This window comes from Shewanella putrefaciens (assembly GCF_016406325.1).
GTDB lineage: Bacteria > Pseudomonadota > Gammaproteobacteria > Enterobacterales > Shewanellaceae > Shewanella > Shewanella putrefaciens.
In genome coordinates, this window is sequence record NZ_CP066370.1 from 2054785 (window position 1) to 2071738 (window position 16954).

At 45.3% G+C, this 16954-nt stretch carries 16 protein-coding genes; 8 read left to right on the forward strand and 8 right to left on the reverse strand.

Features of this window, described 5'->3' with window-relative positions:
- Positions 1–27 precede the first annotated feature (27 nt).
- The 5 genes from earP to JEZ96_RS09265 form a co-directional block, all read right to left on the reverse strand.
- Positions 28–1206 carry an elongation factor P maturation arginine rhamnosyltransferase EarP gene (gene earP / locus JEZ96_RS09245; protein ID WP_061782842.1) on the reverse strand — a complete coding sequence of 393 codons (1179 nt, stop codon included), beginning with the start codon at positions 1204–1206 and terminating at the stop codon, positions 28–30.
- Positions 1207–1315: 109 nt separating this feature from the next.
- Positions 1316–1843 (reverse strand): flavodoxin FldA, encoded by a 528-nt coding sequence (gene fldA / locus JEZ96_RS09250; RefSeq protein ID WP_011789429.1) that lies wholly within the window; start codon positions 1841–1843, stop codon positions 1316–1318.
- A 56-nt stretch (positions 1844–1899) separates the two neighbouring features.
- Positions 1900–2172, reverse strand: a complete 273-nt coding sequence (gene ybfE, locus JEZ96_RS09255) for a LexA regulated protein (protein ID WP_011789428.1) — start codon at positions 2170–2172, stop codon at positions 1900–1902.
- An 11-nt stretch (positions 2173–2183) separates the two neighbouring features.
- Positions 2184–2405: a DUF2788 domain-containing protein gene (locus JEZ96_RS09260; protein WP_011789427.1), complete on the reverse strand. Its 222-nt coding sequence runs from the start codon at positions 2403–2405 to the stop codon at positions 2184–2186.
- 101 nt (positions 2406–2506) lie between these two features.
- Positions 2507–3283: an alpha/beta fold hydrolase gene (locus JEZ96_RS09265; protein WP_025008750.1), complete on the reverse strand. Its 777-nt coding sequence runs from the start codon at positions 3281–3283 to the stop codon at positions 2507–2509.
- A gap of 282 nt (positions 3284–3565) precedes the next feature.
- Here JEZ96_RS09265 and seqA point away from each other — a divergent pair, with 282 nt between their 5' ends.
- Complete coding sequence (gene seqA, locus JEZ96_RS09270; RefSeq protein WP_011919251.1) at positions 3566–4123, forward strand: replication initiation negative regulator SeqA; 558 nt, start codon at positions 3566–3568, stop codon at positions 4121–4123.
- A 46-nt stretch (positions 4124–4169) separates the two neighbouring features.
- Complete coding sequence (gene pgm, locus JEZ96_RS09275) at positions 4170–5822, forward strand: phosphoglucomutase (alpha-D-glucose-1,6-bisphosphate-dependent) (protein WP_025008749.1); 1653 nt, start codon at positions 4170–4172, stop codon at positions 5820–5822.
- 83 nt (positions 5823–5905) lie between these two features.
- Here pgm and msrA read toward each other — a convergent pair whose 3' ends face one another.
- On the reverse strand, positions 5906–6385 hold the full coding sequence (msrA, locus tag JEZ96_RS09280) for a peptide-methionine (S)-S-oxide reductase MsrA (RefSeq protein WP_014610634.1): 480 nt from the start codon (positions 6383–6385) through the stop codon (positions 5906–5908).
- A gap of 296 nt (positions 6386–6681) precedes the next feature.
- Here msrA and astE point away from each other — a divergent pair, with 296 nt between their 5' ends.
- From astE to nadA, 5 genes are all read left to right on the forward strand, one after another.
- On the forward strand, positions 6682–7716 hold the full coding sequence (gene astE, locus JEZ96_RS09285; protein WP_061782844.1) for a succinylglutamate desuccinylase: 1035 nt from the start codon (positions 6682–6684) through the stop codon (positions 7714–7716).
- A 162-nt stretch (positions 7717–7878) separates the two neighbouring features.
- Positions 7879–9057, forward strand: coding sequence for a thiamine pyrophosphate-dependent dehydrogenase E1 component subunit alpha (locus JEZ96_RS09290; protein WP_006081586.1), 1179 nt, complete (start codon positions 7879–7881; stop codon positions 9055–9057).
- A gap of 3 nt (positions 9058–9060) precedes the next feature.
- Positions 9061–10038 carry an alpha-ketoacid dehydrogenase subunit beta gene (locus JEZ96_RS09295; protein WP_011919255.1) on the forward strand — a complete coding sequence of 326 codons (978 nt, stop codon included), beginning with the start codon at positions 9061–9063 and terminating at the stop codon, positions 10036–10038.
- 9 nt (positions 10039–10047) lie between these two features.
- A complete protein-coding gene (locus JEZ96_RS09300) occupies positions 10048–11655 on the forward strand; it encodes a dihydrolipoyllysine-residue acetyltransferase (RefSeq protein WP_025008746.1) in 1608 nt (535 codons plus the stop codon).
- 132 nt (positions 11656–11787) lie between these two features.
- Positions 11788–12870 (forward strand): quinolinate synthase NadA, encoded by a 1083-nt coding sequence (gene nadA / locus JEZ96_RS09305; protein WP_061782845.1) that lies wholly within the window; start codon positions 11788–11790, stop codon positions 12868–12870.
- A 158-nt stretch (positions 12871–13028) separates the two neighbouring features.
- On the opposite strand, the gene gap is transcribed toward nadA, so the two are convergent.
- Together gap and JEZ96_RS09315 are read right to left on the reverse strand one after the other, a co-directional pair.
- Positions 13029–14039, reverse strand: a complete 1011-nt coding sequence (gene gap / locus JEZ96_RS09310) for a type I glyceraldehyde-3-phosphate dehydrogenase (protein WP_011789418.1) — start codon at positions 14037–14039, stop codon at positions 13029–13031.
- A gap of 206 nt (positions 14040–14245) precedes the next feature.
- The gene (locus JEZ96_RS09315) at positions 14246–15133 is read right to left on the reverse strand and encodes a DUF2989 domain-containing protein (RefSeq protein WP_041408185.1); all 888 of its coding nucleotides are present in this window, start codon (positions 15131–15133) and stop codon (positions 14246–14248) included.
- 203 nt (positions 15134–15336) lie between these two features.
- Between JEZ96_RS09315 and JEZ96_RS09320 the strand changes: the two genes are divergently transcribed.
- A complete protein-coding gene (locus tag JEZ96_RS09320; protein ID WP_011789416.1) occupies positions 15337–16770 on the forward strand; it encodes a glyceraldehyde-3-phosphate dehydrogenase in 1434 nt (477 codons plus the stop codon).
- The last annotated feature ends 184 nt before the right edge of the window (positions 16771–16954 follow it).

Here is a 16954-nt window from a genome sequence, read left to right on the forward strand (position 1 = left end):
GTAGATTTTCTATTTTCGCGCAGCATCTTAGCTTTTTTTAACGAATTGGACTAGCCGAGTTGCGAGATCTGCAGCATTTATTGCGTCAATTGGCCATTGTTTAGCATGTTGCAACAAGGGCAAACTGACTGGATTAAGGTTTTGCCAATGATTTACCACGGCAGATTGCAATCCTTGGTTGAATGCTAAATTCAAGTTAGTCCAAGTTTGTGCAATTTCAGGGAGCAGATTATCGCAGTAAAGTTGGATAAAAGCTCCTAATTTTATGAGGTGATAGTCATCTTCTTGTGGATAAATGTGCCAAATAAAAGGTTTAGCAGCCCATTGTGCCCGAAGAAAACTATCTTCACCGCGTACGATATTAACATCACAGCTCCAGAGCAGGCGATCAAACCCATGTTGATCTGTCATAGGTAAAATATGCAGGGTTAAATTGCCATGATTTACCTGTTGACCCGGCACTAGCGCGGCAATTTCACAGGGCAGTAAATGAGTCAGACTGTTTAAGCTACGCCCCTTTGGGATCAGTGCATGGATTTTTGCTGTCGATTGCTGCCATAACTCACATAATGCGGGTAGCGCCTCGGTCTCATAGCTAAAAACGCTAATCACTGTGTCTTGTTCCTGAATGCCCTTAAGACCTAAATCAGTAAAGAGCTGCAATTTATTCGCAGTGTTAGCTTGCCATGCATCACGCTTTGCAAATAAATCTTGTTCGCAGATAAGTCCACCCGTTTTGGCGCTAAAACCAGGAAAGTAGAAATACTTTTTCAAACCATTGGCTTGTAATGAAGGCAAACCATGGCAGCCTTCAACCCAATCCTCAGCGCTTAGATACTCTAAATTCAGCCAGACAGGTACAGATTTGGGAGCATGTTGATGTAAATAAACCAACTGTTCTTTTACCTGTTCGGGTAATTCACAGGCAAAGGCTTCTATGAGCACACTTCCTGCGACAAACGCTATAGGCAAAGGCTCTATCCAATGAATAATATTCACGTCATTGAAAGTTTGAATCGCCTTTCGTGGATCGAGTGTCGGTAATATATGGGAGAAGCTTGCAAGATCGTCAACCCATAAATTGACGGGGAGCTGATATTCATTCACCAATTGTTTGGCTAAACGCCAAGTGACGCCGATATCACCGTAGTTATCGACAACAGTGCAAAAGATATCCCAATGATTGGAGCAGGGCGTTTTGATCATGAGTGTGGTTTTTCGTTATCCCGCGATGAAACAATCTAATTTTTATGCATGAAAATCGATGCATAAAAAAAGCGGCGTTTAAGCCGCTTCCTTTAAATGATCAACAGAATTAATCTTCTAATTCAGCTAAACACATTTCTTCGTAAATTTGTTTAACCCAAGCGTCAACACGTTCTTCGGTCAGCTCTGGTTGACGGTCTTCATCGATACCTAAACCGATAAAATGGTCATCATCAACTTGACCTTTGGATGCTTCAAAGTTGTAACCTGCAGTAGGCCAGTGACCAATGATAATCCCCCCGCGAGCTTGAACAATATCGCCTACCATGCCCATGGCATCAAGGAAATACTCGGCATAGTCTTCTTGGTCACCACAACCAAAAATCGCAACCAGTTTATCGGTAAAATCAATTTGCTCAAGCTCAGGAAAGAAATCATCCCAATCACATTGTGCTTCGCCATAATACCAGGTTGGGATGCCGAACAGCAGCAGATCATATTCTGCGATCTGTTCTTTGGTACTCTTGGCGATATCTTTCACCTCAACCATTTTTTTACCCAGTTTTTTCTGGATCATTTTGGCGACGGCTTCGGTGTTGCCTGTGTCGCTACCGAAAAAAAGACCTACAGTTGCCATTGTCTATCCTTTAATGTCTAGTTCACTTATACGTTAATCTTGCGGCTATCTATTATTCAGCACTCAATTTGTCGCTGAAGAATTAATTCGATTAACTGGCTACGGCTGATGTTACTGGCCAATGCCTGCTCATTCAAGGCGTCATACAAATCTTGTGACACCTTTAACTCTATTCGCTTTAATCCTTTGGCTTTATCCCGCTGGATCTGATTGCGTTTATTGACCTTTAACTGCTGGCTACGGGACAGAGGATTGCTTCGTGGGCGGCCCCGACGCTTTTCATTGGCAAAAAGGTCAATGGTAGTTCTATCAGTTGCTTCTTTTGCCATGTTCTTGTTGTTTAACCGATCCCTGAGCCTTCCCAAGTAATCTGGATAATACCTTTTGCAATAAACCCGGCGCAGCCGAGAAATAACACTAACCAAACAATAAATCGACCAAATTTTGGCACATTACCTTGCTTGAGGACATCATGGATAGCCATGCCGATAAAGAAAAATATCGCTGCAAAAAACAGGTTTAGGCCAATCGTTTCAATTTGTTCCATGTACTGAGATAACATACTTTCTTAGTCCTCTAGAGTGTTCTAAGGCCAAAAGAGGCGCGAATATATCACATCAACGTGAAGGCTGCTATATGATTTGAGTTGAGAATCCTTGTCATTTACATTGCCTGTTTGTCAATAAATTCAGACACAATTCGATTAAAAATCGCAGGTTTTTGGGCATGCAACCAATGTCCACAACCTTCAAGTGTTTTTGCTTGTGCAGTAGGGAATTGCGCCATAATCGCGTCCCTATGTTCGCTATTGACATAATTTGAATCACCGCCACGAATAAATAGACTTGGGCCAGAATAGCTCAGCACGGGGTTCGGTGGCTGATTATGCCAGCCAATAATGTTTGGATAACAGGTTTTTAAACCACTTAAGTTCATTTTCCAACGAAATCCAGTATCGGTACGTTGCAAGTTTTTCAGCAAAAATTGGGCAGTGGCTTCATCAATACCATGGTTGATTAAGTGGTTTAGGGCAAAGCGTCTGTCGGTATGGCCTTCTAAGGGCAGACTTTCTAATGCTGCAAATACAATATCGTGTCTAGGCTCATAAGCAACGGGCGCGATATCGGCAGCGATCATGCTGATAATGCGCTCTGGAAAGGCTAATGCCGTGGCCATGGCGATTTTACCGCCCATAGAGTGGCCGATGACGTGCGCGTGAGCGATGTCAAGGTTATCGAGCAAATCTATCATGGCATGGGCAAGGCGAGGGTAATCCATATGATCCCAATGCTCACTTAACCCATGGTTGGGCACATCAACGCGGATCACTTGGTGCTGGCTTTCTAACACTTGGCCTAAGCCTTTGAGATTATCTAAATTACCAAACAGGCCATGGATTATTAGCACCGCATGTCCTTGACCTGAGGAAACATAATTCATGGGTTTTCCTATGGGAGGTTTGCTTTTCGAGACGCGAATTGTGCCCCTAATATGATGAGGTTGACAAGTCTTGTGGTTAAGCCGAACTAACTTGGTTGCTTTTTCAGCGATTGCCGCGATTCTGATAATTTGATGTGCAATTTTGCACAATTTTAGATTAATGATGCTTTATCAGATTGATAGACATGGATACACTGGGTGCGATCCCAAGGATCCTATTTGTGGATCGCCTGTGGTACATTTTTCGGTTAGGCCTAACGAATGACAAAGGATAAAAAGGTTATGAAATATATCGAAGTGGATGAAGAGCTCTATCGTCATATTGCCAGCAAAACAGAACGTATTGGTGAGAGCGCCTCTGACATTCTGCGTCGATTACTCGGCCTATCCGTGAATACGATTGAACAAGTTGAGCCACAGGCAATTAGCCAACCCAGTTTAGAAGCCGTTGAACAGAAACCGTTGGTTACGTCAGTACCAGTCATAGAGTCGTCAGTTCCTGTCAGCGATTTTAAACAATTAGTGGATGAGCATAAGTTAGCCCAGCAAAAAGGGGCTGTTGGCCGTTTCTTATTTTTGCTTGAAAGTTTATATCAGCAAAGCCAATCGCAATTTTCACAAATTTTACAGATCCAAGGGCGCGATCGACTTTATTTTGCACGCTCACGTGAAGAATTATTGAAAGCAAGTCCTTCGGCCAATCCGAAGGAAATTGGCAGCAGCGGTTTTTGGGTGACGACAAATAATAATACTGCCAAAAAACAGGCGATTTTGGTCGAGGTATTGGTACAGTTTGGTTGTGATGCTGAAGTTGCCTACGCTATTTCCCAGCGTGTTTAAAACCTTTACAAGTAATTTAAGCTATTTTCCAGTAGGAGTGGATCAGGTGGCAATACATCAACGGGCAGGACAAATAGCAAGTCAGATGGATCTGGTGAATATTCCAAAACTGATGAGCCATTATTACAGCATAAACCCCAATATGGATGATGTGCTGCAGCGAGTGACTTTTGGCACTTCTGGGCACAGAGGCTGCGCTTTTAACGGCAGCTTTAATCAACAGCATATTTGGGCGATTACCCAAGCTGTGGTGGACTACCGTCAATCGGCAAATATCGATGGGCCGCTGATCCTTGGGATTGACACCCATGCGTTATCCTATGCTGCCTATTTGTCGGCAATTGAAGTGCTGGCCGCGAATAAAGTCACTGTGCACATCCAGCAAAACGATGGCTTTACGCCAACGCCTGTGGTTTCCCATGCGGTCATTTGTGCCAATCGTGAAGCTAATCTTAACGGCGCGGCACTTAGCGATGGTCTTATTATCACGCCCTCACATAATCCGCCTCAGGATGGTGGAATCAAATACAATCCCCCCCATGGCGGACCGGCCGAAGGTAATATCACGGCTTGGATTGAATCGCGAGCCAATGATTATCTTCGCACGCAGCTTAAGGGCGTGAATAAACTCGCCTATGTCGATGCGCTGACTTCGGGCTATGTGCATGCCATCGATTTAATCACTTCCTATGTGGCCGATCTAGAAAATGTAATTGATATGCAAGCTATCGCGAAAGCGAAGCTTAAGTTAGGTGTCGATCCATTAGGTGGCTCGGGTATCCATTATTGGGCACCGATTGCTAAGCATTACGGCATTGATATCACCTTAGTGAATGATAAAGTCGACCCGAGTTTTAGCTTTATGCCACTGGATAAAGACGGCAAAATTCGTATGGATTGCTCGTCTCCCTATGCGATGGCTGGTTTACTCGCCCATAAAGAATCTTTTGATTTATGCCTTGGGAATGATCCCGATTATGATCGTCATGGCATAGTCTGCCCGGGTACGGGCTTAATGGATCCTAACCATTATTTAGCTGTGGCGATTGATTATCTGCTGACTCACAGACCCCAGTGGAGCGATAGCTTAGCTATTGGTAAGACTCTGGTATCAAGCGCGCTTATCGACAAAATTTGCGCCTTCCACGGCAAAAAATTACTCGAAGTGCCTGTCGGCTTTAAATGGTTTGTAGATGGTTTAGCTGAGGCGACTATTGCCTTTGGCGGAGAGGAGAGTGCTGGCGCCGCCTTCTTACGCCGAGATGGCACTACTTGGTGCACGGATAAAGACGGTTTTATTCTAGGGTTACTTGCAGCAGAGATCCTTGCGGTGACAGGTAAAACCCCTGGTCAGCGTCACCAAGAGTTAGTAAAACAATTTGGTCAAAGTTTCTATAAGCGTATCGATAGCCCAATCAGTCTTGAAAACAAAGCTAAGTTTGCTTTGCTCAATGCTGAGACCTTAAATGCCACAGTGCTTGCGGGTGAGACAATCGAAAGCGTGTTAACCCATGCACCGGGCAATAATGCCGCCATTGGTGGCATCAAAGTCACCACAGCGAATGGCTGGTTTGCGGCGCGTCCATCGGGCACTGAAGCCTTATTTAAGATCTATGGCGAAAGTTTTATCAGTGAGCAGCATTTGGCTGAGATTATCAAAGACGCACAAGCATTAATTGATAAGGCACTAAACGCTTAAGTGAGCTTTTCAGAGATAAAAAACGCACTCATGTTAATCCGTGAGTGCGTTTTTTATTTGGCCCGATTTAAGGCCAACTCGTATTAATACTCGATATGGCAACTGGGTAAGTTATTCTTATCAATATAATTTTGGTGATATTCCTCAGCCACATGGAACTGTTGCAGTGGCACTATTTCAGTCACTATATGGCGTAATCCCCAACGGCCCGAGCGGGCAAAAGCCAACTTTGAGGCTTCTGCCGCGGCCTTTTGTTCACGGTCGTGGAAGAAAATGGTGCTGCGGTACTGAGTACCAATATCTCCGCCTTGCATGTTCAGACTCGTTGGATTGTGGTTTTTCCAAAATACATCGAGCAAGTCTTCATAACTGACAAGGGCAGGGTCAAATTCCACTTGCACCACTTCGGCATGGCCTGTTTTACCTTTTTTCACTTCTTCATAAGTAGTGGCGGCATTATTGCCACCCATATACCCACAGGTGGCATTTAGTACGCCATTTACTTGTCTAAAAAAATACTCTACGCCCCAGAAACAGCCGGCACCAAAGGTTGCTAACGCCATAATTAAATCCAATAGAAGTCTAGATGGCTAAGGATTGTGATTAAACAGAGGATTAAAAGCAAGTATGGTTGTAAAATTTTATGCAATTGTTGTGGTGTGCGATGCTTAATTTCTCTCAAGAGAAATCAAAATTTTTACCCCAAAACTGCGTAGTTCAACAAGAATGTCAGAGATATAGGTGAAAAACTTGTGTTAGTATTGAAGCGCTTTTGAAGGTGAGTATTAAGTGCTTAGGTGTTGTAGGTTTATTTAGCGCTTAGCGCTTACTTTTAACACACCATTATAAGGAGAATTCTGTGTTACAAGCTCTGTTAGATTCAAAGGATTTTTTAGCGCTCACCTTAGCCCATCCTGAACAGTTCGATGGCGAATTTTCATTTAACTTAGGCGATCATACTCAAGTGGAAGTGTGGGATACCGGTGTTATTGTTTTCGAACCAATACAGAATGAAGGAAAAGATATTGTGCTTTCTTGCGGTGTTCACGGTAACGAGACCGCGCCCATTGAACTCTGCAATAGCTTAATTAAACAACTTTTACAGCAAAAGATCATCGCAAAGCAGCGCACTTTATTTCTCATTGGTAACCCATTAGCGATTAATAACGGCACGCGGATTATTGACGAAAACATGAATCGTCTGTTTAGTGGTGAGCATTCCAATCCACCAGGGTTAGTGAACCTTGAGCGAGTACGCGCGAAAAAACTCGAATCCTATGTCGATCGTTTTTATACTACGGTTGCCGATGGACGTCAGCGCATCCATTATGATCTGCACACGGCGATGCGCGCCTCGAAGCATGAAAAGTTCGCTATTTATCCCTATCGTCCAGGGCGCGCCTTTAGCGGCGAGCAAATTATGTTTTTAGCCGCAAGCGGCGTCGATACAGTACTTTTCCACCACGAACCGACCACGACCTTCAGCTATTTTTCCTCTGAACGCTACGGCGCCGATGCCTTTACCATTGAGCTTGGCAAAGTGTATCCCATGGGGCAAAACGACATGACGCGTTTTATCGCCACCCATGAAATGTTCATGCGCTTGATCACCGCTAAGCCGTTGGAGCTGGATGCATTTGATGCCGATAAGGTTAACTTGTACCAAGTGTGCCGCGTCATCAATAAACATTTCGATGATTTTGAATTTACCTTCGCAACGGATGTCGAAAACTTCAGATCTTTCCCGAAGGGCTTTGTTTTAGCGCGGGAAGGTGGGCAAGAAATTAAAGTGGAGCATGAGTTTGAGTCTGTCGTGTTCCCTAATGCCAAAGTGCCTATTGGTAATCGCACTGTGATTTGCCTGATCCCTGCGGTGAATGCGGACGTGCGTTAGGCTTGTAAAGCAATATATACATGCGTGGCAGGGATAACTTGTGGTTTGAGCTATACCAATGGTTGATAGGTAGTTTACGTTAACGTAATGTTCGTCGGGCATATTCGTATAAACAGACGCATCAAAACGCTTTGATGCGTAATGAGATAACAAGAGCACAATATGAGCAAAGCAACACTCAACACTGATACAGTGCACCGTGTCGGCTTCTTGGATAAGGCATCGCTACACATTCCTATCCTTCGAATTCTACAAGCCGACGGCACCACTTATGAAACCGCGGTTTTGCCTGTGATAGATGAAACCTTAGCCACTAAAATTTACGATACCTGTGTATTCACTCGGGTACTTGATGAACGTATGCTTGGCGCCCAGCGTCAAGGGCGCATCAGCTTCTACATGACCTGTACGGGTGAAGAAGCGGCGATTGTCGGCAGTGTGGCCGCACTCGATCAAGAAGATGTGATCCTCGCGCAATATCGTGAGCATGCAGCGCTGCGTTATCGCGGCTTTACTACTGAACAGTTTATGAATCAGATGTTCAGTAACGAGAAAGATCTTGGTAAAGGTCGACAAATGCCAATCCATTACGGCAGTGCGGCATTGCATTATCAAACGATTTCTTCACCGTTAGCCACGCAAATCCCGCAGGCGACGGGTGTGGGCTACAGCTTAAAAATGCAAGGTAAGCGCAAAGTCGCGGTTTGTTATTTTGGCGAAGGCGCTGCATCGGAAGGGGACTTCCATGCCGGTCTAAACATGGCCGCGGTACTGAAATGCCCAGTGATTTTCTTCTGTCGTAACAATGGCTACGCGATTTCTACGCCCACCGAAGAGCAGTTTGCCGGTAACGGTATTGCCAGCCGCGGTGTCGGTTATGGCATGCACACCATTCGTGTTGATGGTAATGACATGTTGGCCGTGTTAGCCGCAACCCAGCAAGCCCGTGCCTATGCGATTGAGCATAATGCGCCTGTGCTGATTGAAGCCATGACTTACCGTCTCGGCGCACACTCTTCTTCAGACGATCCCTCTGGTTATCGCTCGAAAGATGAAGAAGCCAAGTGGCAGCAACACGATCCGGTTAAACGCTTCAAATTATGGCTTATCAACAAAGGTTGGTTGGCTGAAGCGGATGATGTGAAACTGCATGAGAAATATCGTGAAGAAGTATTGGCTGCGGTAAAAGTGGCTGAAAAAATTCCTGTGCCTATGCTGGATGAAATTATTGAAGATGTGTACGACAAGCCGACGCCAGTGCTGAAAAAGCAACTCGCCGATCTTAAAGAACATATCAAGAAATATCCGCAAGCCTATCCAAAAAGTGCTGGGAGACTATAAGCCGTGGCTGAAATGAATATGTTACAGGCCGTCAATGAGGCCTTGTCGATTGCCATGCAAGCCGATGAACGCATGGTGGTTTTTGGTGAAGATGTGGGCCACTTTGGCGGGGTATTTCGCGCCACCTCTGGTCTTCAAGAAAAATTCGGTCGCGCTCGCTGCTTTAATACCCCGCTGACAGAGCAAGGTATTGCGGGTTTTGCCAATGGTTTAGCCTCAAATGGCATGACCGCCGTGGCTGAAATTCAATTCGCTGATTATATTTTTCCGGCGTTTGATCAAATCGTCAACGAGTCGGCTAAGTTCCGTTACCGTAGCGGTAATGAATTCGATGTCGGTGGATTAGTGTTCCGTACGCCCTATGGCGGCGGCATTGCGGGTGGCCATTATCACTCGCAATCACCTGAAGCCTATTTTACCCAGACGCCGGGATTAAAAGTGGTGGTGCCACGCAACCCTGAGCAAGCCAAAGGCCTGCTGTTGGCGTCAATCCGTGACAAAAACCCGGTGATCTTCTTTGAGCCTAAGCGTTTATATCGCGCATCGGTTGGCGAAGTGCCCGTGGGCGATTATGAAATTGAACTGGGTAAGGCTGAAGTGGTTCGCGAAGGTAAAGACATCACCTTAGTGGCGTGGGGCGCGCAAATGGAAATCCTTGAAAAAGCCGCCGATATGGCCGCTAAAGAAGGGATCTCCTGTGAAGTTATCGATTTACGCACCTTGTCACCCTGGGATATCGATACCGTTGCCGATTCTGTCAAAAAGACCGGACGTTTACTGGTTAACCATGAAGCGCCATTAACTGGTGGTTTTGCTGGTGAGATAGCAGCGACGATCCAACAAGAATGCTTCTTGTATCTAGAGTCGCCCATTAGCCGAGTGTGTGGTTTAGATACCCCGTATCCACTCGTCCATGAAAAAGAATATATGCCCGATGCGCTTAAGACCTTTGAAGCCATCAAAGCATCAGTGACCTTCTAGGAGTCCGGTATGATTAAAGATTTTATTTTGCCGGACATTGGTGAAGGCGTTGTTGAATGTGAACTCGTTGAATGGCTGGTGAAAGAAGGCGACACTGTCGTTGAAGATCAGCCGATTGCCGATGTCATGACAGACAAAGCCTTAGTGCAAATCCCTGCGCCTTTTGCGGGCGTGGTCACTAAGCTGTATTACGCGAAGGGCGATATTGCGAAAGTGCATGCGCCGCTCTATGCCGTAAAAATTGAAGATGCCGTTGAAATCGCGGGCGAAGAATCTGTTGCGGCTGCAGCTGCGACAATCGCAAAGGCTGCTGAGCCAGTGGCAGTAACAAACGCGACCACGTCATCCAGTTCATCTGTCAGCATTGAAGAATTCTTACTACCGGATATCGGCGAAGGCATTGTTGAATGTGAGCTAGTTGAATGGTTGGTGAGTGAAGGTGATTGGGTTGAGGAAGATCAACCGATTGCCGACGTGATGACAGATAAAGCGCTGGTGCAAATTCCTGCTATTAAAGCGGGTAAAATTGCCAAACTGCATTATCGCAAAGGTCAGCTTGCCAAAGTGCATACGCCTTTATTTGCCATTGAAGTTGAACAGACTGCTTCTGCACCTGCGGCGACAACAAATACAGATACTGTGGCCAATGCAGCACATGTAGCACAGGCTGTGAGTGCAGAACCTGCTCGCCAAGGTAAAGCCTTAGCCAGCCCTGCGGTTCGTCGCATGGCGCGTTCCTTAGATATCGATTTGAGCCAAGTACCTGGCACAGGAAAGCACGGCCGTGTGTATAAGGAAGATATCACTCGCTTCCAACAACAGGGTGCTAATAGTGTTATTTCTGCGGCCCCAAGTGCGACCCAAGCTCAAACATCTCTGGCTCAAGTTTCGATATCTGCTGCGACTCAACGCGCCGATACGGTTGAGCCTATTCGCGGTGTAAAAGCGGTGATGGCACGTATGATGGTGGAATCGGTATCAAGCATTCCGCACTTTACCTATTGCGAAGAGTTTGATTTAACAGACTTAGTCGCGCTGCGTGAAAGCATGAAGGCTAAGTATTCCACTGACGAAGTAAAGCTGACCATGATGCCTTTCTTTATGAAGTCGATGTCGCTGGCTATAAGTCAATTCCCTGTGATGAATAGCCAAGTGAATGCCGATTGTACTGAGCTGACCTATAAGGTGCGGCACAATATCGGCATGGCGGTAGATTCTAAAGTCGGTCTATTAGTGCCAAACATCAAAGATGTGCAGGACAAGAGTATTTTAGAAATTGCGGCAGAAATCACCCGTCTGACCCAAGCTGCCCGCAGTGGCCGCGTGGCGCCAGCGGATCTGAAGGATGGCACGATTTCTATCTCTAACATTGGCGCCTTAGGTGGCACAGTGGCGACGCCCATTATCAACAAACCTGAGGTGGCGATTGTGGCCTTAGGTAAGTTGCAAACCTTACCGCGCTTTAACGCGAAAGGGGAAGTCGAAGCCCGCCAAATCATGCAAGTGAGCTGGTCTGGCGACCATAGAGTGATCGATGGAGGTACGATTGCCCGCTTCTGTAATCTGTGGAAACAATATCTTGAGCAGCCGCAAGAGATGTTATTAGCAATGCGCTAAGCCGCTGGCACGAATAACTGACACTAAAAGGACGCTAAAAGCGTCCTTTTTTATTTGCTTTGCACAAATGGGTTAATCTTTTGATCCCGATTACGTATAATTCCCGAACGTAGTTATCCTGATGGATGTGTTATGAGTCAGTTAGCCCCCAGCCCATTTGCTCCAACAATAGAAACCATTGATTACCCGTTTCCGCCTAAGCCAGTGCCTTTGTCCGATGCGCAAAAAGCCGATTACAAGGCGCGTATCAAACAACTGCTCATTGAAAAAGATGCCGTTCTGGTTGCCCACTATTATACCGATCCTGAAATCCAAGCCCTTGCCGAAGAGACTGGCGGCTGCGTTTCAGACTCCTTAGAAATGGCGCGCTTTGGCCGCGATCACCCAGCAAAAACCTTAATCGTTGCTGGGGTCAAGTTTATGGGCGAAACCGCCAAGATTTTAAGCCCAGAAAAAACCATTTTAATGCCGACCTTAGAAGCCACTTGTTCATTGGACTTAGGTTGCCCAATCGATAAGTTCAGCGCTTTCTGCGACGCGCACCCAGATCATACTGTGGTAGTTTACGCCAATACCTCGGCTGCGGTTAAAGCGCGCGCCGATTGGGTGGTGACCTCAAGTATTGCCCTTGAAATCGTTGAGCACTTAGACAGCGAAGGTAAAAAGATCATTTGGGGACCCGATCGTCATTTAGGCAGCTATATTGCCAAACAGACAGGCGCCGAAATGTTGATGTGGCAGGGCGATTGTATCGTTCACGACGAGTTTAAAGCGAACGCGCTGCGTGATATGAAAAGTGTTTACCCCGATGCGGCTATCTTAGTGCATCCAGAGTCTCCCGCCAGTGTGGTGGCGATGGCCGATGCCGTTGGCTCGACCAGTCAGTTGATCAAAGCGGCGCAAACCATGCCAAATGAGCGTTTTATTGTGGCAACCGATCGCGGCATTTTCTATAAAATGCAGCAAGCCGCGCCAGGTAAAACCTTAATTGAAGCGCCAACAGGGGGGAATGGTGCCACCTGTAAGAGCTGTGCCCACTGTCCTTGGATGGCGATGAACGGTTTGCAGGCAATTGAAGCGTCACTCGCCGACAGCGATAAAACCACCCATGAGATTTTTGTGGATGAAGATTTAAGAGTGAAAGCGCTTATCCCACTGACGCGTATGCTGGATTTTGCCAAGACACTGAATATGAAAGTGAAGGGCAACGCTTAAGATTTCCCCTAGCGTGAAATAGGATCCTCGTCATTATGTATGACGGGGATTTTTTCTTTCAGTTATAAACTCTCAAATACAAGGCAATAAAAAGCCCCGCTAATGCGAGGCTTAATTGGGTAACGCGGTATCTAGAGACTAGACTGCTTTACGCTGACTTATTTGGCGTTCATCAGGGCAACCGCGTTATCTAACATACGGTTACTGAATCCCCACTCGTTATCATACCAAGACATCACTTTCACTAAACGACCGTTTACACGGGTTTGAGTGGCGTCAAAGTTTGAAGAAAACGCATTGTGGTTAAAGTCGATAGACACCAATGGCTCTTTATTTACCGCTAACACTTCGCTCAATGGCGCAACGCTGGCAGCACGTTCGATAATGGCATTCACTTCTTCAACTGTCGTATCACGGGCAGCGATGAAAGATAAATCCACGAGTGATACGTTAACTGTAGGTACACGAACCGCTAAACCGTCGAATTTACCTTGTAATTCAGGTACAACCAAACCGACAGCAGCAGCTGCGCCCGTTTTAGTTGGGATCATTGACAGTGCCGCAGCACGGGCACGACGTAAATCTGTGTGGTACACGTCAGATAAACGCTGATCGTTGGTATAAGCGTGAATGGTGGTCATCAAACCTGATTCGATACCAATCTCGTCATTTAACGGCTTAGCAAAAGGGGCTAGACAGTTAGTCGTACAAGAAGCATTTGAAATCACCGTCATGTCTGAGGTCAACACGTTGTTGTTCACACCGTAAACTACGGTGGCATCCACATTTTTACCTGGAGCAGAAATAATCACTTTCTTCGCGCCAGCGGTTAAATGTGGTTGAACGGTTTCTTTAGAAGTGAAGATACCGGTACATTCGAAAACCACGTCAACCTGTAGCTCTGCCCATGGCAGTTTTGCAGGATCACGTTCTTGGAAAGTGAGGATCTTATCGCCATTCACATAAATAGCTTCGGCATCATGGTCAACTTTCGCAGTGAAACGACCGTGAACAGAATCGTATTTTGTCAGGTGAGCGTTGATGGAAGCGTCGCCTAAATCATTAATAGCGACAATCTTGATTGGATAAGCTTTTTCGCTTTCGTACAAGGCGCGTAATACGTTTCTACCGATACGGCCATAGCCATTTATTGCTACACGGATAGTCATCTCATATCCCTCTGGTGATTATAAAATTCAACTGGTAGTAAAATTACCAAACTGACAGCTATCGTCAAGTTAAATCGGCATGTTACCGCAGATTTGGTTAACAATTTAGGTGATTTTTTTACATTGCTCGCGGAATCACCATTTTAACCCCCCAATTTGGGTAAAAAATTACAAGATGGCAAACATTTTGCCAATCCGATAGAGCGTTACTTTTCGGGTACTGGCTCTGTGGTTATTGTTTCTGCTGGCAAGATTTGGGGGGCTGGTTCTAGCCATTTTCGCACTGAGCTTGTTGAGTAGTTGCCATTTTTTAATGCATCTATGAGTGTTTGAGCATATTTATCCAGTTTTGCTGCCAGCGTTTTGTTGTTACTGAGCAAGGCGAGCATCTTATCCTCTGAATATTTTTGTTGTGTGAGGAGTAAATTAGCCTTAGTTAACATGTAAGTTTTATCAAACTGCTGTGTGTGACGAAAAGTGGATGCTAAGCCTAATAGCCAATTCACATCAAAGTCATCGTATTGAATTTCTGAGAGCACTTTAAGATACAGTTGTTGCGATTTAATGGCATCTCGATTGCTGTAATAGGTGGCAATTTGCGCGAGTAAAAAAGGGTCAGTCACTTCGCCAGCATTTTCATGCTCTAGCAGTCGGTTTAGTGCTTGGGTATCACCGAAACGCGTCCATTGGTAGTAGGACATAAAAGGATCTTGCCGTTCACGCGTTTGTTCTTGAAGTTGAGTTAAATTATCTGTGCTTAACCTAAAGGCTCTTGCTCTATCTGCAGTACGACTTGTGTGGATGATATGCTGCACACCTGCGGCAAGTTCGATACAACGACTGTAATCTTCAAGATAGGTAAGTTGTAGATATAGCTGTTTACCTGTAGGGTTAGTTGTGTCTTTTAAAGTATAACGATCTCTTATCAGTTGCGTTTTTTCAGCTAAACACCAACTGTCTTTATGCAAGTCGGCACAAATTTCAGGATTATTTTTACAAATTATTGCGATATTTCGGCCATTATCGCAACCGAAAAGACCTAAAATGCTCATCCCGAGCGTAAATGATGTAATTATTACTAGATTTTGACGCAAAACACCCTCCAAATGGCAGATTTTCTAATAAAATTACATATTTATAGAAAATATCTTACTGGCAACAAAGCGCGACTTTCATTACAATGGCGCCGACCAAAACAGGGTTTTACCTAAAACCCACATTAGATTATTGGTCTTTTCGTCATGTTACTCAAACCTTTCAGTACATTTTATTGAAAAGTGAGATAAAGGATCTGTAAATGAGCGCTGATAAACACCTACAAAGTTGGCAAGAACGTTTTGAAATGGCAGAGGCAATGCAGCCTTTGTTGGGCAAGTTGTATCGTAACCAAGGCGTTGAAGTCGTGGTCTATGGTAAGCCGTTACTCAATGCTTCTACGATTGAAATCATTAAAGCGCACCGTTTAGTTCGTCGTCATGTCGGTGAAAAATTACGTTTACGCGAGAGTTTCCCCTTCGTTCAAGCTTTGAGCAAACTCGCAGTTAAACAATGTAAAGTGGATATTGGTAAGCTCGCTGTCAATTACTGGCGCGACCATACTGATGTCAGCGAAATTGAAAGCTATATGGCAAAAGAATTGGCCGATGCTATCGACCATGCCGATGATGTCGCGCCGCGTGACGTCGTGCTTTATGGTTTTGGCCGTATCGGTCGCTTATTGGCACGCTTGCTGATTGAACGCACAGGTCGCAGCAATAAGTTAAGGTTACGCGCTATCGTTTTACGTGGCGGCAAGAAAGGCGATCTAGAAAAACGCGCGAGTTTATTACGTCGTGATTCAGTCCATGGTCCCTTTAATGGTTCTGTGGAAGTTGACGAAGAGAACAATGCGATTATCGCTAACGGCACTTATATCCAAGTCATTTATGCGAATTCACCTGATGAAGTGGATTACACTAAATACGACATTAATGATGCCCTAGTTGTTGATAACACTGGTATTTGGAAGGATGAAGCGGGTCTTGGTTTGCACCTTAAGAGCCCTGGTGCCAGCAAAGTATTGCTAACAGCCCCTGCAAAAGGTGCGATCAAGAATATCGTTTACGGTGTGAATGAAGGCGACATTACCCCAGAAGATATTATTGTTTCTGCGGCGAGTTGTACTACCAATGCTATTACGCCAGTACTGAAAGCTGTGAATGATAAATATGGTATCGAGAATGGTCACGTTGAGACAATTCATTCTTATACCAACGATCAAAACTTGATTGATAACTATCACACTGCAGATCGCCGTGGTCGCAGTGCACCTTTAAACATGGTGATCACTGAAACGGGTGCAGCCAAAGCCGTTGCCAAAGCTTTACCAGTGTTAGCAGGCAAGTTAACGGGTAACGCGATTCGCGTGCCAACGCCTAACGTGTCTATGGCGATTATCAGCATGAACCTAAATGCCGAAACCAATAAAGATGAACTAAACGAGTACTTGAAAGATACAGCGCTACAATCACCACTGCAAAATCAAATCGATTACACTGATTCAACTGAGATTGTATCGAGTGATTTAGTCGGTTCACGTTATGCTGGTGTGGTTGATTCCCAAGCGACTATCGCGGAAGGTAAACGCGCCATTCTATACGTATGGTATGACAACGAATTTGGCTATAGCTGCCAAGTGGTCGGTGTGATGCAGACCATGTTAGGTTTAACCACGCTGTCTCTACCAGCCTAACAGCTGTTAAACTGATCAATACGCTGCCCATCTGTTGTATACCACGACATTGATATGCAGAGATTAAGTGAAGCGCCCAGATTGGGCGCTTTTGCTTTTCTATTTCTGCTTGATTGATTTTTTAGATTTATCGCACATTAACGGGCTTTGTTTTACATAGAGCTCATCTAAAAATAATCCTGAA